The 23,062-nt window shown below is 70.5% G+C and carries 19 protein-coding genes and 1 tRNA gene; 14 read left to right on the top strand and 6 right to left on the bottom strand.

Going from position 1 to position 23,062, the window contains the following annotated elements; translation table 11 throughout:
* Positions 1–28: 28 nt before the first annotated feature.
* On the bottom strand, positions 29–1,516 hold the full coding sequence (locus tag OG251_RS20125) for a S1C family serine protease (protein ID WP_326678491.1): 1,488 nt from the start codon (positions 1,514–1,516) through the stop codon (positions 29–31).
* A 197-nt stretch (positions 1,517–1,713) separates the two neighbouring features.
* Here OG251_RS20125 and OG251_RS20120 point away from each other — a divergent pair, with 197 nt between their 5' ends.
* The 3 genes from OG251_RS20120 to OG251_RS20110 all read left to right on the top strand — a co-directional run bounded on the left by OG251_RS20120 (position 1,714) and on the right by OG251_RS20110 (position 4,426).
* On the top strand, positions 1,714–2,541 hold the full coding sequence (locus OG251_RS20120; protein WP_326678490.1) for a glycerophosphodiester phosphodiesterase: 828 nt from the start codon (positions 1,714–1,716) through the stop codon (positions 2,539–2,541).
* Positions 2,542–2,681: 140 nt separating this feature from the next.
* A complete protein-coding gene (locus OG251_RS20115) occupies positions 2,682–3,224 on the top strand; it encodes an ATP-binding protein (protein WP_442818351.1) in 543 nt (180 codons plus the stop codon).
* 236 nt (positions 3,225–3,460) lie between these two features.
* Positions 3,461–4,426: a DUF5926 family protein gene (locus OG251_RS20110; RefSeq protein WP_266804517.1), complete on the top strand. Its 966-nt coding sequence runs from the start codon at positions 3,461–3,463 to the stop codon at positions 4,424–4,426.
* 894 nt (positions 4,427–5,320) lie between these two features.
* Here the strand turns inward: OG251_RS20110 and OG251_RS20105 are convergent.
* Positions 5,321–5,992, bottom strand: coding sequence for a bifunctional DNA primase/polymerase (locus tag OG251_RS20105; RefSeq protein WP_326678489.1), 672 nt, complete (start codon positions 5,990–5,992; stop codon positions 5,321–5,323).
* Positions 5,993–6,547: 555 nt separating this feature from the next.
* On the opposite strand from OG251_RS20105, the gene OG251_RS20100 reads away from it, so the two are divergent.
* Positions 6,548–8,035: a PP2C family protein-serine/threonine phosphatase gene (locus OG251_RS20100; protein WP_326678488.1), complete on the top strand. Its 1,488-nt coding sequence runs from the start codon at positions 6,548–6,550 to the stop codon at positions 8,033–8,035.
* A 156-nt stretch (positions 8,036–8,191) separates the two neighbouring features.
* A complete protein-coding gene (locus OG251_RS20095) occupies positions 8,192–9,664 on the top strand; it encodes an aminopeptidase P family protein (RefSeq protein ID WP_326678487.1) in 1,473 nt (490 codons plus the stop codon).
* 35 nt (positions 9,665–9,699) lie between these two features.
* Here the strand turns inward: OG251_RS20095 and OG251_RS20090 are convergent, their stop codons facing one another.
* The gene (locus tag OG251_RS20090; protein WP_073727592.1) at positions 9,700–10,170 is read right to left on the bottom strand and encodes an ATP-binding protein; all 471 of its coding nucleotides are present in this window, start codon (positions 10,168–10,170) and stop codon (positions 9,700–9,702) included.
* Between the two features lie 306 nt (positions 10,171–10,476).
* Between OG251_RS20090 and OG251_RS20085 the strand changes: the two genes are divergently transcribed.
* From OG251_RS20085 to OG251_RS20045, 9 genes are all read left to right on the top strand, one after another.
* Positions 10,477–11,316, top strand: a complete 840-nt coding sequence (locus tag OG251_RS20085) for a hypothetical protein (protein ID WP_326678486.1) — start codon at positions 10,477–10,479, stop codon at positions 11,314–11,316.
* 116 nt (positions 11,317–11,432) lie between these two features.
* Positions 11,433–12,173, top strand: a complete 741-nt coding sequence (locus OG251_RS20080; RefSeq protein ID WP_326678485.1) for a YcnI family copper-binding membrane protein — start codon at positions 11,433–11,435, stop codon at positions 12,171–12,173.
* Between the two features lie 41 nt (positions 12,174–12,214).
* Positions 12,215–12,871 (top strand): SCO family protein, encoded by a 657-nt coding sequence (locus tag OG251_RS20075; protein WP_326678484.1) that lies wholly within the window; start codon positions 12,215–12,217, stop codon positions 12,869–12,871.
* Positions 12,868–13,314, top strand: coding sequence for a copper chaperone PCu(A)C (locus tag OG251_RS20070; RefSeq protein WP_326678483.1), 447 nt, complete (start codon positions 12,868–12,870; stop codon positions 13,312–13,314). Before OG251_RS20075 ends, OG251_RS20070 begins: the two co-directional genes overlap by 4 nt.
* Positions 13,315–13,327: 13 nt before the next feature.
* A complete protein-coding gene (locus OG251_RS20065; protein ID WP_326678482.1) occupies positions 13,328–15,367 on the top strand; it encodes a copper resistance CopC/CopD family protein in 2,040 nt (679 codons plus the stop codon).
* 221 nt (positions 15,368–15,588) lie between these two features.
* Positions 15,589–16,818: an iron uptake transporter deferrochelatase/peroxidase subunit gene (gene efeB / locus OG251_RS20060; RefSeq protein WP_442818425.1), complete on the top strand. Its 1,230-nt coding sequence runs from the start codon at positions 15,589–15,591 to the stop codon at positions 16,816–16,818.
* A gap of 213 nt (positions 16,819–17,031) precedes the next feature.
* Entirely contained in the window at positions 17,032–17,967 is a 936-nt protein-coding gene (gene pheA, locus OG251_RS20055) for a prephenate dehydratase (protein WP_326678480.1), read from the top strand.
* A gap of 672 nt (positions 17,968–18,639) precedes the next feature.
* Positions 18,640–19,917: a serine--tRNA ligase gene (gene serS, locus OG251_RS20050; RefSeq protein WP_326678479.1), complete on the top strand. Its 1,278-nt coding sequence runs from the start codon at positions 18,640–18,642 to the stop codon at positions 19,915–19,917.
* On the top strand, positions 19,914–20,726 hold the full coding sequence (locus OG251_RS20045; RefSeq protein ID WP_326678478.1) for an HAD family hydrolase: 813 nt from the start codon (positions 19,914–19,916) through the stop codon (positions 20,724–20,726). Before serS ends, OG251_RS20045 begins: the two co-directional genes overlap by 4 nt.
* Before the next feature lie 135 nt (positions 20,727–20,861).
* Here the strand turns inward: OG251_RS20045 and OG251_RS20040 are convergent.
* The 3 genes from OG251_RS20040 to OG251_RS20030 all read right to left on the bottom strand — a co-directional run bounded on the left by OG251_RS20040 (position 20,862) and on the right by OG251_RS20030 (position 23,039).
* Positions 20,862–20,952 (bottom strand) — tRNA-Ser (locus OG251_RS20040).
* A gap of 355 nt (positions 20,953–21,307) precedes the next feature.
* The gene (locus OG251_RS20035; protein ID WP_326678477.1) at positions 21,308–22,012 is read right to left on the bottom strand and encodes a hypothetical protein; all 705 of its coding nucleotides are present in this window, start codon (positions 22,010–22,012) and stop codon (positions 21,308–21,310) included.
* A gap of 307 nt (positions 22,013–22,319) precedes the next feature.
* The gene (locus tag OG251_RS20030; RefSeq protein WP_326678476.1) at positions 22,320–23,039 is read right to left on the bottom strand and encodes an ABC transporter permease; all 720 of its coding nucleotides are present in this window, start codon (positions 23,037–23,039) and stop codon (positions 22,320–22,322) included.
* Positions 23,040–23,062 lie beyond the last annotated feature (23 nt).

Genomic DNA, 23,062 nt, shown 5'->3' with positions numbered 1-23,062 from the left:
GGTTCGACGCGTGGGACAGCCTAGCCGGTCAGCTGTCGCCCTTGCGCTCGCCCAGGGTGACTTCGGCCGTCGCGGTCCTGCCGTCGCGCTTGTAGGTGAGCGTGACCTTGTCGCCCGGCTTACGGGTCCAGATCTCGCCGATCAGGGTCGGGCCGCTGTCGACCACGGTGTCGTTGAACTTCGTGATCACATCGCCGGCCTTGAGACCGGCCTTCGCCGCGGGGCCGTTCGGGGTGACCGCGGCGGTGCCGCCCGCGCCCTCGGCCGAGATCGCCGCGCCGCCGGTCTTCTCCTCCATCGTGACCGTCGCGCCGATCACCGGGTAGACCGGCTGACCGGTCCTGATCAGCTGCTCGGCGACGTTCTTCGCCTGGTTGATCGGGATGGCGAAGCCGAGACCGATGGAGCCCGCCTGGGACTGTCCGGCGCTGCCGCCGCTGGTCGACTGGATCGCCGAGTTGATCCCGATGACCGCGCCGCCCGCGTCGAGCAGCGGGCCGCCGGAGTTGCCCGGGTTGATCGAGGCGTCGGTCTGCAGGGCGCTCATGTAGGAGTTCTTGTTGCTGGAGCCGTCGCCGGAGGCCACCGGGCGGTTCTTCGCGCTGATGATGCCCGTGGTCACCGTGTTGGACAGGCCGAACGGCGCACCGATCGCGATGGTCGAATCGCCCACCGCGACACTCTCCGAGTTGCCGAGCGCCAGCGGCGCGAGGCCCGACGGCGGCTTCTTCAGCTTCAGCACGGCGACGTCGTAGCCCTGCGCCCGGCCGACCACCTCGGCGTCGTACTTCTTGCCGTTGGAGAACGTCGCCGTCAGCTGGCCGCTGTCCGCCGCGGAGGCCACCACGTGGTTGTTGGTGAGGATGTGGCCCTCCTTGTCGTAGACGAAGCCGGTGCCCGTACCGCCCTCGCCGTCGCCGCCCTGGGCGTCGATGGTGACCACGCTGGGCAGTGCCTTCGCCGCGACTCCGGCCACGGTGCCGTCCGCGCGCCTGAGGTCCTTCGGGGTGTCGGAGGCCTCGACCGTCGTCGACCCGTTGGAGGAGCCGTCGCCGTTGCGGTCGGCCGCCCAGAAGCCGAGGGCGCCGCCGATGCCGCCCGCGACGAGCGCCGCCACGGCCACGGCCGCGATCAGACCGTTCGCACGGGGCTTGCGCGGCGCGTCCGGCGCCGGAGGGACCGGGGCACCCCACACAGGGCCACCGCCGCCGCCACCGGCGTACGACGGGACGGCGGGCGGGGGAGGCGGCCAGGCACCCGCCGCGGCAGGGGACTGCGGGGCGGGGTAGGGCTGGTGGGCGGGCGACGGGGGTGGCGTCGGCTGCGACTGGGGCAGTGACTGCTCCTGGTACGTGGTGGCGTCCGCGCCGGAATCCGGAACGGAGGTGGCCGCCGTCGGGGGCGTGGCTCCGTCAGGGGTGTGCTCAGGAGCGGCGGCCGGCACTGGAGGTGCGGACGGAACGGACGGTACGGCCGGAACCGCGGTGCCCTCGTTGCCCTCGTTCTCGGTGCTCACAGCTCTTTACTCCTCGGTTCCACTCGGCATTCGGCAAGAGATCCGCTGTGCACGTGTCTGCGGTCAGCTTTTCCCACAGCACGTCAGGCCACTGTAAGCAGGACCTGTGCATCCGCACACCAATCTTTACATCAGACAAAACCGTCCTCCATGACAACGTGCGCGCACCCGCCGTGTCACGGTGACACCATGACTCGGTGACCCACGCACGGCAGCACACCCCGCACACGCCCATCCAGGTCATCGCCCACCGCGGGGCCTCCGACGATGCCCCCGAGCACACCCTGGCCGCGTACCGGAAAGCGATCGAGGACGGCGCCGACGCCCTGGAGTGCGATGTCCGGCTCACCGCGGACGGAGAGCTCGTCTGCGTGCACGACCGCCGGGTGAACCGCACGTCCAACGGCCGCGGCGCCGTCTCCGCCCTGGAGCTCGCCGACCTCGCCGCTCTCGACTTCGGTTCCTGGAAGGACCGCGAGGAGTCACCGGACTGGGATCCGGTGCCGGGCGAGCTCACCTCCGTACTCACCCTCGAACGCCTCCTGGAGCTGGTCACCGAGACCCGGGCGGCCGGGCGGCCCCTGCAACTGGCCATCGAGACCAAGCACCCCACCCGCTGGGCCGGACAGGTCGAGGAGCGGCTCCTCCAGCTGCTCAAGCGCTTCGGCCTGGACGCCCCTGCGGCCGAAGGCACCTCGCCGGTACGCATCATGAGCTTCTCCGCGCGCTCGCTGCACCGTGTGCAGGCCGCCTCGCCCACCCTGCCCACCGTCTATCTGATGCAGTTCGTCTCCCCGCGGCTGCGCGACGGACGGCTGCCCGCCGGGGCGCGGATCGCCGGACCCGGGATGCGGATCGTACGCAGTCACCCCGGGTACATCGAACGGCTCCACCGCGCGGGACACCGGGTTCACGTCTGGACCGTGAACGAACCGGCGGATGTCGAGCTCTGCGCGCGCCTCGGCGTGGAGGCAATCATTACAAATCGCCCGAAACAGGTCCTGTCCCAACTGGGCCGTCTTTAAGATCAGTTACAGGGAGTGCACCGGCGCACTCGTTGCGTGCCCGATCGTTACGAGTGCGTCACCGGTAATGCTTTGGCCGGTTTCCGGTCCGGTCACTCGGGGCATCCAATCCGTGGCGTGGGGCAAAGGAGGTCTCGGGGGTGGCGTTTGTGGTGGCACAAGAAGTGCCCACGTCGTCGAGCATGGCCGTTCCCCATGGCCCTGCCGGCGTGGGACAGGCAAGACATCGGATGCGCGAGCAGTTGCGCGGCAACGGGGTATCCGATGCGGTCCTCGACGACGCGGTCCTGATCCTTTCCGAACTTCTCAGCAATGCGTATCGGCACGGCAGACCGCTGGGGCGGCAGGCCGACGTCGGTGACGGTGACATCCGTGCCGCGTGGCGCGTGGACAGAAAGGGCGGGCTGACCGTCGAGGTCACGGACGGGGGCGGACCGACGCGCCCGATTCCGGCCACCCCTTCGGTGACGGCACGGGGCGGCCGGGGGCTCAACATCATCAGCGCCCTTGCCCAGGAATGGGGCGTACGGGACGGCTCCTCGGGCGAGGTCACCGTCTGGGCCCTGGTCGCCTCCAAGGTCTCCTCCAAGGTTTCCGCCAAGCAGCACCGGCTCAGCGGGCTCGGAGGGCTGGCCGGATTCGACGGCCTGGACTTCGTGGACGCCTTCGACGACGCGAGCTGAACCCGGCCGGGCAATCCCCTCCGCCGTTGCCCATCGGCCGTTGCTCCACGGCGGTTCCCCGCGGTCGTCGCTCCGCGGTCGTCGCGCCGCTCGTTCCGGCACGGTCGCGGCAGACTTTCCGGCAGTGCTTCCCGCCCCGTCGCGGCAGTCGTCCACGCGGGTGTGCCGCTGAGGGTCGGCACGTGCGGCTAGGCTCGCGCCGAGACCGCACTGTCGCAAACGGGAGAATGCCCAGCATGGCCAAGAAGCGCCCTCAGACCAAGGCCGGGAAGCAGCAGCTCAAGGACGGTGAGATCCCGGTGGTCGGGGCCCGTGAGCCCTGCCCGTGCGGCTCGGGCCGCCGTTACAAGGCGTGTCATGGACGCGCCGCCGCCCACGCCGTGACCGAGCTCGTCCACCGCCCCTTCGAGGGCCTGGCCGGTGAGTGCGACTGGGTGTCCCTGCGTGAGCTGGTGCCCGCCGCCACCGCCGAACTGACGCTGAAGGGCGGGCTGCCCGAGGGCGTGCCGTCCGTGACGCTCGCGACCGTCCTGCCGATGGCCTGGCCCGCCCTGCGCCGCGACGACGGCACCGTCCTGCTCGCCCTCCAGAACGACACCTCCTCCGGGGACCTCAGCCGGGACCTCGCGGACACCCTGCAACGGGCGCTGGAGACCGAGCCGGGTTCCCCGGTCGCCGCCCGCCGGGTGCCGGCCGACGGGCCGCGGCTCCAGGATCTGCTCGACCCGGACGCCGCGTTCGAACCGGTCGTCCACTCCGGATTCGAGTTCTGGGTCCCCGACGCGGAGAACGCCACCCCCGAGGTGTCCGCCTCCCTGGAGCGCGCCAACGCCGCGGCGATCCCCACCACCCTGCTCTCCGGCGTCGATGCCGCGTACTGGTGCGAGACCCCGGAGAAGAACCACCTGCGCTGGGTCATGCCGCACCCCGAGGAGCAGCTTCTCGACGCCCTCGCCCGGCTGCACGCCGCGGGCACCTCCTCGCTCGGCGAAGGAACCAGGCTGGTCGGGTCGTTCCGGGCGCACGGGCTGATGGTCCCCGTCTGGGACCTGCCGAGCTCGATGGGCGCCGAGGCGTGCGAGAAGCCCGCGGTGGAGTTCGCCGAACGGCTGGCGGGGGCACTCGCGTCGGACGCCCCCCTCACCGCCGAGGAGCGCCGGGCGCGGGGCGGGCTCACCAACCGCCAAGTGACGCTCAGCTGACAGTGACGACACCTGTGGGCATCTGGTGACTCGCGTCACAACTCCCCGTACTCACAGGTAAATCCCTGTCCGAATAGGCGAGATCGAATTTGCGAACGGCAGATCTCTTGTTACCGTTCTAAAAGCCCGGTCGCTGGTGCATCCCCCGTCGCCAGCGATCGGGCGTCCTCATTTCCGGGTGCGTTCCGGATACGTCGCGCGTACGGCAGCCTCGTGCGCGGCGCCCGCCGCGGAGCCGGGACCGGCCGTTCGGCACCGTCCCCAGGTCGCGGGAACGCCTCCTCTCCCCCATCAATCCGATGCGTGAGACGGCAGATTCGACCAGAAGCGCAGCAGCGGCGGAGCCTCGCCCCCGGACCCGCACCCGTCACGTCGCGGCGATGCGTCCACGTCTCACGCCCCTGCCCATGTCACACGTCACATGTCCGGGCCGGGGACATCCGCGTCGCGGTCACGGACCCCGGGCCGCGCCGGTGCTGTCCGCGGTGATGGAGCGTTCGCATTCGGACAATGGTCCGGGGCCGGAACTCCTATTCGGCACTGCCGAAGAAGAGGCATCGGAGGGTACGTCGGAAAGGTCACCGGAAGGGTCGTCAGAAAGCCTGCTGTCAGCAGATCTTGCCACTGGGGCACGGGATTCCGTATCTTCCGATACCGGTTCCGGACCACCCGGGTTCCCTGTGGAAGCGACCGGGGGAAGCAGTCCGGTGACGACGACCGGAGCCGTGGGGCCGATCATGCGGATTCGCGTCGGCTCCGCCTGGCGACTGTCCGGGAATTCCTGACGGTGGGCCGAGGATATCGGCGGAATACTCCACGCCGGGACGCCGGGCGCCCATTCACCGCAGACCCCGGGCGGCGCGCACCCCTGCGAGTGGGCCGCCCGAATCCGCGTCAGTACGCGAGTCTGCTGCCGCCGTCGGGTGCGCCGGTGCTCGCTTCGACCAGCGCGTCCAGGACCGCCTCCACATCGGGCAGCCAGGGTGCCGCGGACCCGGGGCCCGGCACCCGTTCCCAGTGCGCCTGCCCCGTACCGGCCTCGGACGGCGGCAGGAGGAGATAGCCGCCCTCGCCGTGGAACCGCAGCGAACTGGGCACCCAGTCCTTGGCGTGCAGCAGCTCTCCGAGCCGTTCCAGGGTGTACGGGGCCACCAGCAGCGACCACCGCGTCGGCGTCGCCACCACGGGCCCCAGGCGCAGACCCAGGCGGTCGAGGGCGGTCAGTGCGCTCGCGCCGGCCACGGCGGGCAGGCTCACCGCGCAGGGCGCGCGGCCTCCGGTGGCGAGCAGGACAGGAGCGGTGGGGCGGTTGGCCCACCACCAGCGCACCATGCGCTCGTCGGTGGTGGCCGCCAGGAGTCCGGGATCGAAGGGGTGCGCGCCGGGTACGGCGCACTCGGGGTCGGGGCAGGCGCAGCCGCGATCGCCGCGCGGACCGGCAGCCGCAGAGCCGACTCCGGGGAGCACGGGCCACCGCCATGCCGTGGCACAGATCAGCGCCGCGTCGAGCTGGGCAGGGCCCCCCTTGCGCCGGAGCCTGCGTCGCCTTCCGAGGATCTCGCGCATGAGCGCTCGTTCCTTTCCGTTGAACGCCGAGGTCCACATCGCACCACGTGGGCGTTACCGCACGTGTGCGTCTCTTCGCTGTGCGTACTTGCTCAACAGTTCTGCGGTACGGGCAAGCCGTCGGTACCGAGCGTGAGCCGAGCCGAGCAGAGTGGAGCCGATTTGAGTGGAACCAAGCAGGGTCGAACTGAGCGGAGTCGAACTGGCCTGGCGGAGTCGAACCGGCCGAGCCGGATCGAGGCCGGCCACATCATGGCGAGGTGGCACGCACCTCGCGCGAGCCGTCCCTGGTGCAAACCCCGCCACTCGGGGGCGGAGGTGTAGCCGTCACGGATAAGGACGTCCGGGCCCGCTGCCAGGTTCCGGGGGCGATCACAACTGCCCCTGCTCATCATCGATTACGTACCCAGCATGCCCGGAATGACGCTCCCCCTGGGACTTCGTCCCGAGGGCACCCCCTGTCGAGCACGACCAGTCGACCGCAAATAGCTGCCATAGGGTGCATTTTTTGGCCAAGTTAAGAATCACTTGGACACCACGATTCCCGTGGGGACAATGCTGGACATCAGCTTACTTGTGCGTGTACATGTGGATGCCTTGATAGCGGCGCAGAATGACTTGGGGGTTTGCGATGCTATTCGACGAATCGCACCAGTCGGAAAGCTGGCTGCCATGAGCTCCCTACACCTGCCGAAAGTGGCTGGAATCGATCCCACAGTTCCGGTTTCAACGCACACTGCCGCACCTCTGACGGAAGTGCCTGCCGCCCCCGGAGCCTTCATCCAGGACCGTCTGGCGAGCTGGGTCTCGGATCTCACCACGCTCCACGAGCTCACCGAGCGCCTGGCCGGAACCCGCACCCTCGACGACGCCCTGCACGAGCTGCTGCGGGCCGGAGCCGCCCTGGTCGGCGCCCGTCGTGGACTTCTCGTACTGGAGCCCGCGGACGGTGGCGGACCGTCCATCACCATCGGACTCGGGCTCGCCCACGCCGAGCTCGGCAGCATCGAGACCGTGCCGCGCAGCGTCACCTCCTACGGCCGGATCCTCGACGGGCGGCCGGACGCCGAAGGTCCGCTCACCCACCGCGATCTGCTCGGCGACAAGGGCCTCGACCCCCGCCACCGCGAGGTGGCCGCCCGGCTCGGCTACGCCGCCAGCTACGCGCTGCCGCTCGCCACCGGGACGGGCGGCCGTCTCGGCGCGGCCGTCTGGCTGTACGACGAACCCGCCGAACCCCTGGAGCGTCAGCGGCACCTCGTCGGCCTGTACAGCCGTTACGCCTCCGAGCACCTGGCCCGGCTGCTCGAACTGGAACGGGCCAGGACCGAGGCCGCGCTCCTCGCCGAGGAGCTGCTGCCCACCCGGCTTCCCCGCGTCCCCGGCGTCCGGCTGGCCGCACGCCGTCTGGCCGCGGCCAGGGGCGGCGGCGACTGGTACGACGCCCTGCCGCTGCCGGACAGCGCGCTCGGCCTCGCCGTCGGCTCCGCGGGCGGGACGGGACCGGGCGCCCTGGCCGCCATGGGCCGCCTTCGGGCCGGCCTGCGGGCGTACGCCGTGATGGAGGGCGAGGATCCGGTCGCCGTGCTCTCCGATCTCGAACTGCTGCTCCGGCTGACCGAACCGTCCGGAACCGCGACCGCGCTCTTCGCGTACTGCGAACCCGCGGCCCGCAGGATCGTCCTGTCCGGGGCGGGACACTCACCGCCCCTGGTCACCGGCGAGCGGCGCACCGAGTTCATGGAGACGACCCTGTCCGCCCCCCTGGGCATGCTCGCCTGCTGGGAGGCGCCGAGCGTGGAGTTCACCCCCGAACCCGGCGAGACGGTGCTGTTCTACACGGACGGGCTGCTGCGCCGCACCGGCGACTCGATGGACCGGGCCTTCGCCCGGCTGCACTCCGCTGCCGCCGGGGTGCCCGGGGCCGCCCGCCACGACCCCGCCGCCGTCGCCGACCACGTGCTGGGGACGATGCTGCCCGACGGTCCCGACCGGAGCGACGGCACCGAGGACGTGGTGGTGCTGGCCGTGTACTTCGAGTGACGGCGACGGCCGCCGGCAGCCCGCAGTCCGCGCCGTTCGTCCCACCGCCGCCGCCCCGCGGGCGTCGGAGGTGTAACAGGTCCTTCTGCCCTGGGCCCCCTTCCGTACACCCGTACGATGGAGGCGGTCCAGTGTCGTATCAAGGAGAGACAAATCGTGTCTGAGGAGCTCACCCCGGAGAACCCGGAGCCGGAGACCGAAGAAGCAGAGCCGATCAAGCAGCGGAAGAACGGCCTGTACCCGGGCGTCTCCGACGAGCTTGCCGAGAGCATGAAGTCGGGCTGGGCCGACACCGAGCTGCACGGCCTCGAACCGATCGCCCAGGCGGAGCACACCGCCGCCCGCCGCGCCGCACTCTCCGCGCGCTTCCCCGGCGAGCGCCTGGTCATTCCCGCGGGCAACATCAGGACCCGCTCCAACGACACCGAGTACGCCTTCCGCGCCTCCACCGAGTACGCGTACCTCACCGGTGACCAGACGCACGACGGCGTGCTCGTCCTGGAACCGACGGGCGCCACGGGGCACGACGCGACGGTCTACCTCCTGCCGCGCTCCAACCGCGAGAACGGCGAGTTCTGGCTCGACGGCCAGGGCGAGCTGTGGGTGGGCCGCCGCCACTCCCTGACCGAGGCCGAGCAGCTGCTGGGCATCCCGGCGAAGGACGTCCGCGAGGTGGCGGCCGCACTGTCCGAGGCCACCGGCCCGGTCCGCAACGTCCGGGGCCACGACGCGGGCATCGAGGCCGCCCTGACCGACAAGGTCACCGCGGAGCGCGACGAGGAGCTGCGCGTCTACCTCTCCGAGGCCCGTCTGGTGAAGGACGCCTTCGAGATCTCCGAACTCCAGAAGGCCTGCGACGCCACGGCGCGCGGCTTCGAGGACGTCGTCAGGATCCTCGACCGGGCCGAGGCGACCAGCGAGCGCTACATCGAGGGCACCTTCTTCCTGCGCGCCCGCATCGAGGGCAACGACATCGGCTACGGCTCGATCTGCGCGGCGGGCCCGAACGCCACCACGCTGCACTGGGTCCGCAACGACGGCGCCGTCCGCGCGGGCGAGCTGCTGCTCCTGGACGCCGGTGTGGAGACCAATGACCTCTACACCGCCGATGTGACGCGGACGCTGCCGATCAACGGCACCTTCACGCCGCTCCAGCGCAAGATCTACGACGCCGTGTACGAGGCACAGGAAGCGGGCATCGCGGCCGTCAGGCCCGGTGCCGAGTTCCGCGACTTCCACGACGCCTCGCAGCGCGTGCTCGCCGAGAAGCTCGTCGAGTGGGGTCTGCTCGGGGATCTGTCCGTGGACAAGGTCCTGGAGCTGGGCCTCCAGCGCCGCTGGACCCTGCACGGCACCGGCCACATGCTCGGTATGGACGTCCACGACTGCGCCGCCGCGCGCACCGATTCGTACGTCAACGGCACCCTGGAGCCGGGCGTCTGCCTGACCGTGGAGCCCGGACTGTACTTCCAGGCCGACGACCTGACGGTGCCCGAGGAATACCGCGGCATCGGCGTCCGGATCGAGGACGACATCCTCGTCACGGAGGACGGCAACCGGAACCTGTCCGACAAGCTTCCGCGCCGGGCCGACGAGATCGAGTCGTGGATGGCTCAGCTGAAGAGCTGACCCACCCGCCGACCGGCAGACGGAGGGCGCGCCGCTCAGGACACCATGAGCAGCGCGCCCTCCCGCCATTTGAGGACCTTGTCGAAGCTCACGACCGCGCCCCGGCCCGGACGGTTGCCGAAGTGGACATGGTCGGCGAGCTGTTCGATGAGACCCAGGCCCCGGCCGCTCTCGGCGGTGGGCAGGGGTTGTGCGGCAGGGCGAAGCACGCGCCGGGCGGGAAAGCCCGGCCCCGAGTCGGCGACTTCGATACGGCATTTCTCGCCGTCCAGATACGCCGTGACCCGGTACTGCCCGGAGTCCGTACGGGGCTGCTCGTACCCGGAGTCCTCCCGGCCGCCGCCGTGTTCCACGGCGTTCGCACAGGCTTCGCTGAGCGCGACCGACAGGTCGTAGGAGATGTCCGGATCAACCCCGGCCGTTTCCATGGTGCCGAGCAGAAAACGACGGGCGAGCGGGACGCTCGCAGCTTCGCGCCGCAAATGGAGTGACCACCACATGCTCATGCTCCAGCCTCCTGGCTGCGGCTCGACATACCGATACGTATTGCCGCACAGGGCGCTTCGTAAGCACACAACGGCTGTGAGAGCCCTCATTCGGCGGATGCGAATATTCCGCACAGCGGTGTATGTACGGCCGTGCGATGGTGCGCGCGACGGGGGCGCGGTGCGGCGGGGAACGGCCGCGACGGGGTCGGCCGACCGGCCGCGCGGCCCCCGCGAACAGGTGCAACAAGCACTCTTGGGGACGGAAGTAGATCTTCCGGACCTGCCGTACGGACACCGGGGGCACAGTGCGATGATGTCCCGGCCATGTCCACGCCTGACGCACGTGCCGGAGCCGGTCTGCGGCTCATGAGGGCCGCGGTGTTCGCCGCGGTCTGTGTCGTGCTGTCCGCCGCGGGGCACGCTTTCGCCGCCGGTTCCGCAGTGCCCCTCTGGACGCTGCTCGCCGGTTTCGCCGCGATCTTCGTGATCGCCGCCTCGCTCGCCGGGCGCGAGCGGTCACTGCCCTCGATCGCCGGCGCCCTGGCAGGCGGCCAGCTCGCCCTGCACGCGCTCTTCGGGGCCGGGAGCCATGGCACGGGCGCCGCGAACGCGACCGGCGACCACTCCCTCATCCGGTTCGCCGCCGGGCTCGTGTGCGGCATGGGCCCGTCCCAGCTGAACGCCGCCGAGGCCCACCGCATCGTCACCACCGCGGGGATCGACCCGGAAGCCGTCTCGCAGGGGCACGACCACCTCGCGTCGGCCGGAGCGGCCGGCGCCGGGGCGGTACCCGGAGCCACGGGTACGGCCGGGGCGTACGGGCCGGTGATGGACCTGCTGCCGAACCTGCCCATGTTCCTGGGGCACCTGCTGGCCGCGCTCGCCACCGGCTGGCTGCTGCGGCGCGGCGAGATCGCCCTCTTCCGGCTGGCCACGCTCTCGGCGCACGGCGCCCAGGAGCTGACTGCCGCGGCCCGGCTGCGTGCCCTGCGGGCCGCGCTGGCTCTCGTACGCGCCCTGCGTGCGGGCCTGCCCGGACAGCTCTCGTCCGGGCCGCTCACACTCCGCACGGCCGAAGATGTTCCGGCGCCCGCCACCGGGGACCCTCTTCAGCACATGGTGACCAGGCGCGGGCCTCCCGCCGCGTACGCACTCGCAGCCTGACACGACACCTCCGCTTCGCCGTTCCACCGCTTCTTCGCGGACGGGTGTCGTGCTGCCGTCGCGCACCCGCGCGCCGGACCACCGTTTCCTCGTAGCCCTGTGGAGTGATCCCTGCCATGAACGTTTCACGCATCGCCATCGCGGGCGGCGTCGCCGCGTCCACCGTCCTGCTGCTCGCCGGTCCCGCCGCCGCACACGTCGGCGTGCAGCCGCAGGGCGAAGCCGCCAAGGGCGGTTACGCCACCATCAACTTCAAGGTCCCCAACGAGCGCGACGACGCCTCGACGGTCAAGGTCGAGGTGAACTTCCCGACCGACCACCCGCTGTCGTCCGTGACCCCGCAGGCAGTGCCCGGCTGGAAGATCGACATCACCAAGAGCAAGCTGGCCAAGCCGCTCGACGTACACGGCAAGAAGATCAACGAGGCCGTCTCCAAGGTGACCTGGACCGCGGACGGCAGCGAGATCAAGCCCGGCTACTTCCAGCAGTTCCCGCTCTCGGTCGGCCAGCTCCCCGAGGACGCCGACCAGCTCGTCTTCAAGGCGCTCCAGACGTACGACAACAAGGAAGTCGTCCGCTGGATCGAGGAGCCCAAGGAAGGCGCGCCCGAGCCCGAGAGCCCGGCCCCGGTCCTCAAGCTGACCGCGGCGGCGTCCGACGGCCACGGCGGCGCCGCGGCCGGCAAGGACACCGGCACGGACAAGGCGAGCGACACGGCCGTGTCGTCCAAGGACGAGAAGGCGACCGCCGCGTCCTCCAGCGACAACACCGCCCGCACCCTGGGCATCATCGGCATCGTCATCGGCATCGCGGGCGTCGCCTTCGGCGTGCTCGCGGGCCGCCGCCGTAACGCCTGATCCACCCGTTCCACCACCCGCACCACACTCAGGAAACCCCCATGCGCAGCAAGAAGATGGTGCTGACCGCGGCGTTCGCCGCCGCGGCCGCACTGACCCTGTCGGCCTGCGGCAGTGGTGACGACTCGGCGAAGAAGCCCGTCTCCGACGTCAGCACCCAGCCCACGACCCAGGCCGCGACCGTGCTCGACCAGCCGTTCACCAAGCCCGACCTCGTACTCACCGACACCCACGGCAAGAAGTACGACCTCCGCGAGGCGACCAAGGGCAAGCCGACACTCATCTACTTCGGCTACACCAAGTGCCCCGACGTCTGCCCGCTGACCATGAGCAACATCTCGCTCGCCAAGCGGTCGCTGCCCAAGGCCGACCAGGACAAGCTCCAGGTCGTCTTCGTCACCACCGACCCCGAGCGCGACACCCCGTCCTCCCTCGGCAAGTGGCTCGCGGCGCAGGACCCGTCCTTCACCGGACTCACCGGTGACTTCCCGACCATCCAGGCGGGAGCACGGCAGATCGGCATCGGCATCGACGCGCCGAAGAAGGAGAAGGACGGCACCGTCGTCTCGATGCACGGCGCCCAGGTCATCGCCTTCTCCCCGAAGACCGACCAGGGTTACGTGCTCTACGGCGAGGACACCACGTCCGAGGAGTACGCCAAGGACCTCCCCAAGATCCTCAAGGGGGAGACTCCGTGAACCGCCGCACGGCCCTCGCCGGCGTCCTGGCCCTCACCACCGGGCTGACGCTGGCGGGGTGCTCCTCGGACAGCGAGCCGGAGCTGAAGGTCGTCGGCGCGTTCATGCCGCAGCCCGTCAGCGACATGGCGGCCGCGTTCCTCGTCGTGGAGAACAGCGGCGGCACGGCCGACCGGCTCACCTCGGTGACCAGCCCGCTCTCTGACGACGTCACGATCCACGAGACGAAGAACCAGACGATGCGCAAGGTCACGTCCTTCGAAGTCCCCGCGGGCGGCGAGCTCGATCTTGAACGCGGTGGCAACCACATCATGTTCATGAAGCTCAAGCAGAAGCCCAAGCAGGGCGAGAAGGTCTCCATGGAACTGCACTTCGAGAAGGCCGACCCCATAAAGGTCGACCTTCCCGTGAAGGAGACCACCCACAACCCGAAGAAGCAGTGAGGGACTGACACCCATGACCGCCACCGCCCCGCGCTTCGGGCCGTCCCCGATACGACGGCCGCTCGCCGCGGCCTCGCTCCTCGCCACGCTGATCAGCCTGCTGTTCGGCCTGGTGCTGGCAGGCGCGAGCCCCGCGTCCGCGCACGCCGCCCTCACCGGGAGCGACCCGCAGGACGGGGCGGTGGTGGCATCGGCCCCCAAGGAAGTCACCCTCACCTTCTCCGAGTCGATCGCCATGGGCGACGACTCGATACGGGTCCTCGATCCCAGCGGCAAGCGGGCCGACACCGGCGCGCCGCGCGATCTGAACAGCGGCGGCACCGTGCGCTACGGCGTCAAGCTGCACGCCGGTCTGCCCGACGGCACCTACACGGTGGCCTGGCAGGCCGTCTCCGCCGACAGCCACCCCGTCTCCGGCGCCTTCACGTTCTCCATCGGCGCCCCGTCCGAGACCACGGTCGCCCTGCCCTCCGGCGGAGCGGGCGGCGGTCTCGTCGGCACCCTCTACGGCATCGCGCGCTACGCCGCGTACGCCGGGTTCGTCCTGCTCGTCGGCGGCTCCGTGTTCGTCCTCGGCTGCTGGCAGCGCGGCGCGGCCGCCCGCCCGCTGCAACGTCTCGTCGTACGCGGCTGGATCACCCTCACCGCGGCCACCCTCGCGATGCTGCTGCTGCGGAGCCCGTACACCGGCAGCGGCAAGCTCGCTGACGCCTTCGACCTCGACGGCCTGCAGACCGTCCTCGACACCAAGCCCGGAGCCGCGCTCGTCTCCCGGCTGCTGCTGCTCGGCGCCGGCGCGCTGTTCATCGCCGTCCTGTTCGGGGCGTACGCGAAGCGCGAGGACGAGAAGGTGAAGAAGGACCTCACCTTCGGGCTCGCGACGGGCGGAGCGGTCATCGCCGCGGGCATCGCCGGTACCTGGGCGCTCTCCGAGCACGCGTCGACCGGCATCCAGGCGGGCCTCGCCATGCCGATGGACGTCCTGCACCTGCTGGCCGTCGCCACCTGGCTCGGCGGGCTCGCCGCGCTCCTCGTCGCCCTGTACCGGACGCCGGACATCGGGAGCACGGCGGTACGACGCTTCTCGCGGGTCGCGTTCGGCAGCGTCCTGGTCCTCACGGCGACCGGCATCTACCAGTCCTGGCGCCAGGTCGGGTCCTGGTCGGCACTGACCGGCACCCGGTACGGACAGCTGCTGCTCATCAAGGTGGGACTGCTCGCGGTACTCATCGGACTGGCCTGGATCTCCCGGCGGTGGACCGGCCGGCTGACGGACGGCACGCAGACCGAGGCGGAGACCTCCGGGCAGGGGGAGATCTCCGAGCAGGCGGAGACCTCCGGGGAGGCGACTTCTGCGGAGGGTGCGACTTCCACGGAGGAGCAGGCGGGTCCGGAAGAGTCCGAGGCGCCGGTCGCGGGTGCACGGGAGTCCGAGGCTGAGGTCGCGGGTCCGGATGAGTCCGGGGCGCAGGTCGCTCCCGAGCGCGCCGCCCAACTCGCCCGTCAGCAGGCCGTCCTGACCGCCACGAAGAAGAAGCGGGTCCGCGACGCCGACCCCGAGCGTTCCGGGCTGCGCCGCTCGGTCCTGGCCGAGGCTGCCGTCGCCGTGGTGCTGCTCGCGGTGGCGACGGTCCTGACGTCCACCGAGCCGGCACGCACCGAGGAGGAGGCCGCTCGCGGCAATACGGCGGTGAGCGCACCGGTGTCCGAGGGCCCCGCCGAACTGAGCATGCCCTTCGACACGGGCGCCCGGAACGGCAAGGGGACCGTCCGGATCGAACTCGATCCCGGACGCACCGGCGCCAACGAGCTGCATATCTGGATCGACGGCAGCGACGGGAAGCCGATGGACGTCCCCGAGGTGAAGCTCGCCCTCACCCTGGAGTCCAAGGACATCGGCCCGCTGCCGGTCATCCCCGACCGGCTCACCGAGGGGCACTGGACGGCGAGCGGCGTCCAGATCCCGATCGCGGGTGACTGGAAGGTCGCCGTGACGGTGCGTACGTCGGACATCGACCAGGCCACCATCGACAAGAACGTAGAGATCGGCTGAGCACGGTGAGCAAGAGCACGAAGCGTACGAAGGGCGCCTCGACGGGAGCGGGCGCGGATTCCCGCACCGGCGCCGGTGCCCCCGGGCGCGACCTCGGTGGAGCCGGCGGCCCGGAGCACGGCCGCGGTGGAGCCGGTGGCCCGGAGCACGGCCGCGGTGGAGCCGGTTCCCCTGGGCGCGACCGCGGTCCTGCCGGTACCGGTGGCGTCTCGCGGCGGCGGCTGCTCGGCGGCGCGGGAGCGGCCGGGGCCGCCGGTCTGGTGCTCGGTGCCGCGGGTGGTGCCACCGGGTACGCCGCGACCCGGCCCGACGAGCCGACCGCTCTGACGGCCATCGGGTCCACCGAGGCGATGTTTCACGGGAAACATCAACCGGGGATCACCACTCCGCTTCAGGCCCGCGGCCATCTGGTCGCCTTCGACCTCGCGCCGGGCGCGGGACGAAAGGAAGCCGCCGCCCTGATGCGCCGCTGGTCGGCCGTGGCGGGGGAACTGATGGCGGGGCGCCCGGCCACGGACGGCGGTGCGGACGGGCCCGGCCATGACACCGGGATCGCGCTGGACGCCGGGCCCTCCTCCCTGACGATCACCTTCGGCTTCGGCCGGACCTTCTTCGACCGCACCGGCCTGACCGGCCGCCGGCCCGCCGGGCTCGACCCATTGCCGCCGTTCTCCTCCGACCACCTCGACGCCAGGCGGTCCAACGGCGACCTGTGGGTGCAGATCGGCGCCGACGACGCGCTGGTCGCCTTCCACGCGCTGCGTGCCATCCAGAAGGAGGCGGCGGGAGCGGCCGGGGTGCGCTGGCAGATGAACGGCTTCAACCGCACCCCCGGCGCCACGGAGCGTCCGATGACCGCGCGCAATCTGATGGGCCAGATCGACGGAACCGGCAATCCGAAGCGGGCCGACGACGACTTCGACGAACGGATTTTCGTACCCCCCGCGTCGGATGCTTCGCAGGACTGGCTGGCCGGTGGCTCCTATGCCGTCGTACGACGCATCAGGATGCTGCTGGACGACTGGGAGAAGCTCTCGGTGGACCGGCAGGAGCGGGTCATAGGGCGGCGCAAGGCGGACGGGGCCCCGCTCAGCGGCGGCACCGAGACCACCGCGATGGACCTCGACAAGGCCGGTCCCGATGGGCGGCTCGTGATCCCCGACAACGCCCACGCCCGGATCTCCTCCCCGGAGAAGAACGGCGGCGCGGCCATGCTGCGACGCCCCTTCTCGTACCACGACGGCATCTCGGCGGACGGCACCCCGGACGCCGGGCTGCTCTTCGTGTGCTGGCAGGCGGATCCGTACAAGGGCTTCGTCCCGGTGCAGCGCAAGCTCGACCGGGGCGACGCGCTCTCGCCGTTCCTCCGGCACGAGGCGAGCGGCCTCTTCGCGGTGCCGGGCGGCGCAGCGAAGGGTGAGTACGTGGGACAGCGACTCCTGGAGTCCTGACGCACGGGCCGGTGCGGTGCACCGCGACCGGGGCCGTGGACCGCGACCGGGCGGTGGACCGCGACCGGGGCGGTGCGGGCCGTGTGCCGGGGGACGCGTTCCGGGCCGGGCTCGGAGGCACGGGCCGGGGCGGCCGCCGGGCGGGCGTGGCACCGGCCCGGTCGCATCCTGAGACAGCACGGCAGCCGTCGTACAGCGCATTAGGGTGACCGTATGTCAGCCACGCGCTACGCCTATCTCGGCCCAGAGGGCACCTTCACCGAGGTCGCCCTCCGTACGCTCCCGGAGGCCGCCACCCGGGAACTCGTCCCGATGGTCTCCGTACCCGCGGCCCTGGACGCGGTACGCAACGGGGAGGCGGCGGCAGCGCTCGTACCGATCGAGAATTCGGTCGAGGGCGGTATCACGGCGACGCTCGACGAGCTGACCACCGGCGAACCGCTGATGATCTACCGCGAGGTCCTGCTCTCCATCACGTTCGCGCTGCTGGTGCGCCCGGGGACCAAACTGACGGACATCAAGACGGTCACCGCGCACCCGGCCGCTCAGCCGCAGGTACGCAACTGGATGGCGGCCCACCTCCCGCAGGCGGCGTGGGAATCGGCCGCCTCCAACGCGGACGGGGCACGGCTGGTCCAGGAGGGGCGGTACGACGCCGCCTTCGCGGGCGAGTTCGCTGCGGCGACCTACGGCCTGGAACCCCTCGTGACGGAGATCCACGACGCCGAGAACGCCCAGACGCGCTTCGTCCTGGTGGGCCGCCCGGCCCGGCCCTCCGCGCCGACGGGTGCGGACAAGACGTCCGTCGTGATCTGGCTGGGCCACGACCACCCGGGTGCGCTGCTCGAACTGCTTCAGGAGTTCGCCGTACGCGGGGTCAACCTGATGCTCATCCAGTCGCGTCCGACCGGGGAGGGCATCGGGAACTACTGCTTCGCCGTGGACGCCGAGGGTCACATCGCGGACCGGCGGGTCGGCGAGGCGCTGATGGGGCTGAAGCGGATCTGTCCGAGCGTGCGGTTCCTCGGCTCGTACCCGCGGGCCGGGGTGACGCCGGAGGAGGTGCGCCCGCTGCGGGCGGGGACCTCGGACCGGGAGTTCACGGACGCCTCCGACTGGCTGGCACGCAGCCAGGACGGCCGGATCTGACATTCGGCGGGGAGGGCCGGGCCATCGGTCCGGTCCGACACCGGCGGGAGCCGGGGCACCGGGCTCCCGTACCGCCCCGAGCGGTTGCCCGACGGTCCGACTTCCCGATTTTCCTGTGCCCACAGAGTTATCCACAGGGCAGTCCCTCAACCTGGGGACAAGTCGACACTGCAATGCGACATCATCGACAAATCGCCCCAGCGACCTCAGGCCCCACCAGGGGGGCAGGGGCCGCACGAGCGCCCCCGTGTCACCTCAATTCCCTTGATCAACTCTTTGGGGCGAGCAATTCCCACCCGAATGAGCGTGTGGGGTGGGTTTGGGAGGGAATCCATGAGCCTTCATCCAGCTTCCGGAACACTCCCTTCCGGCATCCACAGAACTTCTTCACAGCCTGTGGATAACTAATTCAACTCACACTCCCCTGTGGACAACATCGGGAACGCCGCCCCTCAACTCCCCTCCCACGGAAGGCCGGTACGTCAAGACCGGACGCCCCTTCTGCCCTGTTCAGGGGAATAGAACACCCTTTATTGACCCCCACGCCCGCCGAACACCCGAGGAACACCCGGCGATTGCCGCCAGGATTATCAATTCCGGCAATTCGGGCAAAGTGACACGCGCGGCAATATCGGTTCGAGTGCCAGAACCCCGCACCGGTAGCCTGGAGGGGTGATTGACCTTCGCCTGCTCCGTGAGGACCCCGACCGTGTTCGCGCCTCCCAGCGCGCCCGTGGAGAGGACGTCGCGCTCGTCGACGCCCTGCTCTCCGCCGACGAGCTGCGCAGGTCGTCCGGCGTCCGCTTCGACGAACTCCGCTCCGAGCAGAAGTCGCTCGGCAAGCTGATCCCCAAGGCATCCCCCGAGGAGCGCGCCGAGCTGCTGAAGAAGGCCGATCAGCTCAAGGCCGACGTGAAGGCGGCCGACGCCGCCCAGGACGAGGCCGACGCCGACGCCAAGCGGCTGCTGCTCCAGCTCGGCAACATCGTCCACGAGGACGTGCCGGTCGGCGGCGAGGAGGACTTCGTCGTCCTGGAGACGCACGGCACCATTCGCGACTTCGGAGCCGAGGGCTTCGAGCCCAAGGACCACCTGGAGCTGGGCGAGAAGCTCGGCGCCATCGACATGGAGCGCGGCGCCAAGGTCTCCGGTTCGCGTTTCTACTACCTCACGGGTGTCGGCGCTCTGCTGGAGCTCGCCCTCGTCAACGCGGCGATCGCCCAGGCGACCGAGGCGGGCTTCATCCCGATGCTGACCCCGGCGCTGGTCCGTCCGCGCGCCATGGAGGGCACCGGCTTCCTCGGCCAGGCCGCCGAGAACGTGTACCACCTGGAGAAGGACGACTACTACCTGGTCGGCACCTCCGAGGTACCGCTCGCCGCGTACCACATGGACGAGATCATCGACGCCGACAAGCTGCCCCTGCGGTACGCGGGCTTCTCCCCGTGCTTCCGCCGCGAGGCCGGTACATATGGCAAGGACACCCGGGGCATCTTCCGCGTCCACCAGTTCGACAAGGTCGAGATGTTCTCGTACGTCGACCCCGCGGACGCCGAGGCCGAGCACCGCAGGCTCCTGGACTGGGAGAAGCAGTGGCTCACCGGCCTCGGACTGCCCTTCCAGGTGATCGATGTCGCCACCGGTGACCTCGGGTCCTCGGCCTCCCGCAAGTTCGACTGCGAGGCCTGGATCCCGACCCAGGGCAAGTACCGCGAACTGACCTCCGCGTCGAACTGCGACGGCTTCCAGGCGCGCCGGCTCTCCGTCCGGATGCGGGAGGGGAAGAAGGTCCAGCCGCTGTCCACGCTCAACGGCACGCTCTGCGCCGTACCGCGCACGATCGTGGCGATCCTGGAGAACCACCAGCTGGCGGACGGTTCGGTACGGGTGCCCGAGGTGCTCCGGCCGTACCTGGGCGGGCGCGAGGTTCTGGAGCCGGTCTCCAAGTGACCTTTCCCTACAAGCTCGTCGCGACCGATCTGGACGGCACGCTGCTGCGTGAGGACCACACGGTCTCCGAGCGCACCCGTGAGGCGCTGGCCGCTGTCACCGCGGCCGGCGCCGCACACATCGTCGTCACCGGCCGCGCGGTCCCGTGGACGCGGCACATCCTGGACGACCTGGGCTACGAGGGCCTCGCGGTCTGCGGCCAGGGCGCTCAGGTCTACCACGCGGGCGAGCACAAGCTCCTGACCTCCCTGACCCTGGACCGGCAGCTCGCCGGGCTCGCGCTGTCCAAGATCGAGGCGGACGTGGGCCCGGTGGCACTGGCCGCGAGCCGGGACGGGCTCGACGGCGAGGTGCTGGTCGGGCCCGGTTACCGGGTCCAGGAAGGCCCGCTCCCGGCCGTGCTCGTGGACGACCCGGCCGAGATGTGGTCCGCCCCGATCAACAAGATCTACATCCAGCATCCGGAGCTCGACGACGACACCCTGGCGAAGAGGGCCCGGGAGGCCGTCGGCAGTCTGGTGAACGTGATCATGGCGGGTCCCGGGGTCGTGGAGATCCTGCCGCTGGGGCTGAGCAAGGCGACCGGTCTTTCGCTGGCCGCCCGGCGGCTGGGCGTGAAGGCCTCGGACACCGTGGCCTTCGGCGACATGCCGAACGACATCCCGATGTTCGGCTGGGCGCGGCACGGTGTGGCGATGGCCAACGCGCACGACGATCTGAAGGCCGTGGCCCACGAGATCACGGCATCGAACGAGGCCGACGGCATCGCGCTGGTGCTGGAGGAGCTGCTGCGGGCTTCCCGCCCGTAGCCGGGGCCGGTCCCAGCCCGGCCCCTCGTAGCCCGGCCCCTCGTAGCCCGGCTGCTCGCGGCGGAGGTGTTCGTGGCGCGGCGCCGTGTGTGACGGTGGTCTTCCGTGGCCGCCGAACGTGACGGTGGTCTTCCGTGGCGGAGGATGCGCGGATCGAACGCGCGCGGGGTTCAGAGCCCCGACGACGGCTTAGCAAGCCGCTGCCTTACCACTCGGCCAATCCTCCGGGAGGGTGGCCGCGCGATGCGCCGGAGGGCCACCCCGGGGGTCCTGCGGCGAGCGGGCGCCCGGTAACCGCTGTCGTTACCGGGGCGTCTGCCGTGGACCGCCCTGCGGGGAACTCGACGGACTCGGACTGTCGGTCATCGCCGCGCTCCTCTCCCGGTCCTGTGGCTTCTGTGCGTCCTACGACTGTGCCCCGTCGGCGGACTGCGGTCCACCGGTTTTCCTCGCGGGGCTGCCCGCGACCCGGAGGGCCGCGGGCAGCGGTGAAGGGACGCCGAGCAGACCGGCCGTGACACGGAGTACGGCGTTGCGCCCGGCATCTGTGGGCCGGGCCGGCCGGTCGTGCGGACCGATGGTCAGCGGCGCCTGTTACGGCGGCGCAGATCCTTCAGCTGGTGGGCGAAATCGTCCATGCGCGCGTCGATACGGGAGATGTCCTGCGAGACGTCCGACAGCCGCAGGCTGATGGCGCCGACCACCTGATGCGTCACGTCCAGCTTCCGGTCGAGGCTGTCGAACCGCTCCGACATCCGGCACAGCACCGGCCCCAGCTCCTGGAGCGCGCTGCCGACTCCGGCGAGGCAGCTCTCGATGCGCGTGACGCGCCGGTCGAGCGAGTCGTACCTCGACCGCAGCTCCTCCTCCGCGTCGAGAAGGTACGTGCGGACGCAGCGGGCGATGTCGCTGTCGCGAAGAAGCATGGCGACGTTGAGGACGGTCCGACGGGTGTAGAGCCGCAGCCGAGCGGCAGCCTGTGGATAACTCTCTCCCTGCGCCCCCTGCTCCCCCTCCCATAGCGACACCATGTCGCTATGGAAGGACCGCAGCTCAGAGCCGCGCAGCAGACGCATCCCATTCTCGGCGAGCTCTTGCTGATGCCGGTCCGTGAGCCTCCTGACCGAGGTTGTGGATACTTCGAAGTACCGGGCCACATCCTCTGTGCGAACGTGAATTCCGTCCGGGAGCATGACAAGGCTCTTGACCTTGTCGAGGATGTCGACGCGCCCCATCCGCTCGACGCGCAGCGCGCGCGATTCGAGCAGGGCGAGTTCCGTGGGCATGGGGTGCCTTTCGTACGCGGGAACGACGAGGGACGGCCCAGTCCCCGGGCTTCAGGGGTGGAGGACGCTCACGGTTGCCACTCACTCGATGACCGGCCCGGTGGACGAGGTCTCACCGGTGCCGGCACTCCCCGATTTCACGAAAGCTACGACGCCACAGAATCCAGTTGCCCCCACGCACCCTGCACAACGAACCGATAACCGCACCGTTACGCGGACAGCGGTCCGCTCATAGGACAACCCCCGCCCATCGGACGGGGGTTGTCCGGCCCCCTGAAGCAGGCCGGGAAGATCTAAAAGAAGTCGCTCACTCCTCGCCGGCCAGCTTCAGGGTGCGCAGCTTCTGACCCGCGTACCAGGTGGCGGCCACCGTGACACCGATCAGCAGCACCGTCGCGAGCGGCATGCCCACGTCGGAGGTGATCGCGCCGTCCCGGCCGACCTTCTCGGCGATCGCGAGGGACCACTGCTGCACGCTGAGGGTCCGCGCCCCGGGCACCAGGCTGCCGAACAGGGCCTCCCACACCAGGGCGTACACCAGGCCGAGGACCACCGCGTGGCGGCTGATCGTGCCCAGCAGCAGGAACAGCGCGCTGTACGCGATCGAGGCGACCAGCGCCGCGATCGTGTAGGCCACGGCGATCTGCTGTCCGTTGCCGTTCAGGACCAGACCGGCGACGAGGGTCGGCAGGGCGGAGAACACCATCGTCACGGCGATGGCCACGATCAGCTTCGTGAAGATGATCGTCGGCCGTTTCACCGGCTTGGCCAGCAGATAGACGATCGATCCGTCGTCGATCTCGGGACCGATGGCTCCGGTACCCGCGATCACGCCGATCAGCGGCACCATCGTGGCGATGGCGAAGCCGCCCAGCACGTTCGAGGCGACCTGGTCATCGGCCCCGGCGAAGGCCCGGACGGCCACGGCAATGGCCACCAGCAGCACGGGCAGGACGAACAGGATGGCGGCCCGGCGCCGGCCGAGCAGGGCCCGGTAGGTGAGCCGGGCGACTGTGGGGTCGTACATGACGCTTCACAGCTCCTTTCAGG

It is taken from the genome of Streptomyces sp. NBC_01237, assembly GCF_035917275.1.
In the GTDB taxonomy this organism is placed as follows: Bacteria; Actinomycetota; Actinomycetes; order Streptomycetales; family Streptomycetaceae; genus Streptomyces.
Note: the sequence above shows the minus strand (reverse complement) of the source record. Positions and strands in the feature narration are given on the sequence as shown.

What these genes read in the sequence shown, in the direction of transcription:
- OG251_RS20085 (WP_326678486.1), top strand. Translation starts at nt 10,477, where the DNA reads ATGTCCACGCCTGACGCACGTGCCGGAGCCGGTCTGCGGCTCATGAGG.
- OG251_RS20100 (WP_326678488.1), top strand. Translation starts at nt 6,548, where the DNA reads ATGCTGGACATCAGCTTACTTGTGCGTGTACATGTGGATGCCTTGATA.
- OG251_RS20110 (WP_266804517.1), top strand. Translation starts at nt 3,461, where the DNA reads ATGGCCAAGAAGCGCCCTCAGACCAAGGCCGGGAAGCAGCAGCTCAAG.
- pheA (WP_326678480.1), top strand. Translation starts at nt 17,032, where the DNA reads ATGTCAGCCACGCGCTACGCCTATCTCGGCCCAGAGGGCACCTTCACC.
- OG251_RS20065 (WP_326678482.1), top strand. Translation starts at nt 13,328, where the DNA reads ATGACCGCCACCGCCCCGCGCTTCGGGCCGTCCCCGATACGACGGCCG.
- OG251_RS20105 (WP_326678489.1), bottom strand. Translation starts at nt 5,992, where the DNA reads ATGCGCGAGATCCTCGGAAGGCGACGCAGGCTCCGGCGCAAGGGGGGC.
- OG251_RS20035 (WP_326678477.1), bottom strand. Translation starts at nt 22,012, where the DNA reads ATGCCCACGGAACTCGCCCTGCTCGAATCGCGCGCGCTGCGCGTCGAG.
- OG251_RS20090 (WP_073727592.1), bottom strand. Translation starts at nt 10,170, where the DNA reads ATGAGCATGTGGTGGTCACTCCATTTGCGGCGCGAAGCTGCGAGCGTC.
- OG251_RS20080 (WP_326678485.1), top strand. Translation starts at nt 11,433, where the DNA reads ATGAACGTTTCACGCATCGCCATCGCGGGCGGCGTCGCCGCGTCCACC.
- OG251_RS20075 (WP_326678484.1), top strand. Translation starts at nt 12,215, where the DNA reads ATGCGCAGCAAGAAGATGGTGCTGACCGCGGCGTTCGCCGCCGCGGCC.
- OG251_RS20030 (WP_326678476.1), bottom strand. Translation starts at nt 23,039, where the DNA reads ATGTACGACCCCACAGTCGCCCGGCTCACCTACCGGGCCCTGCTCGGC.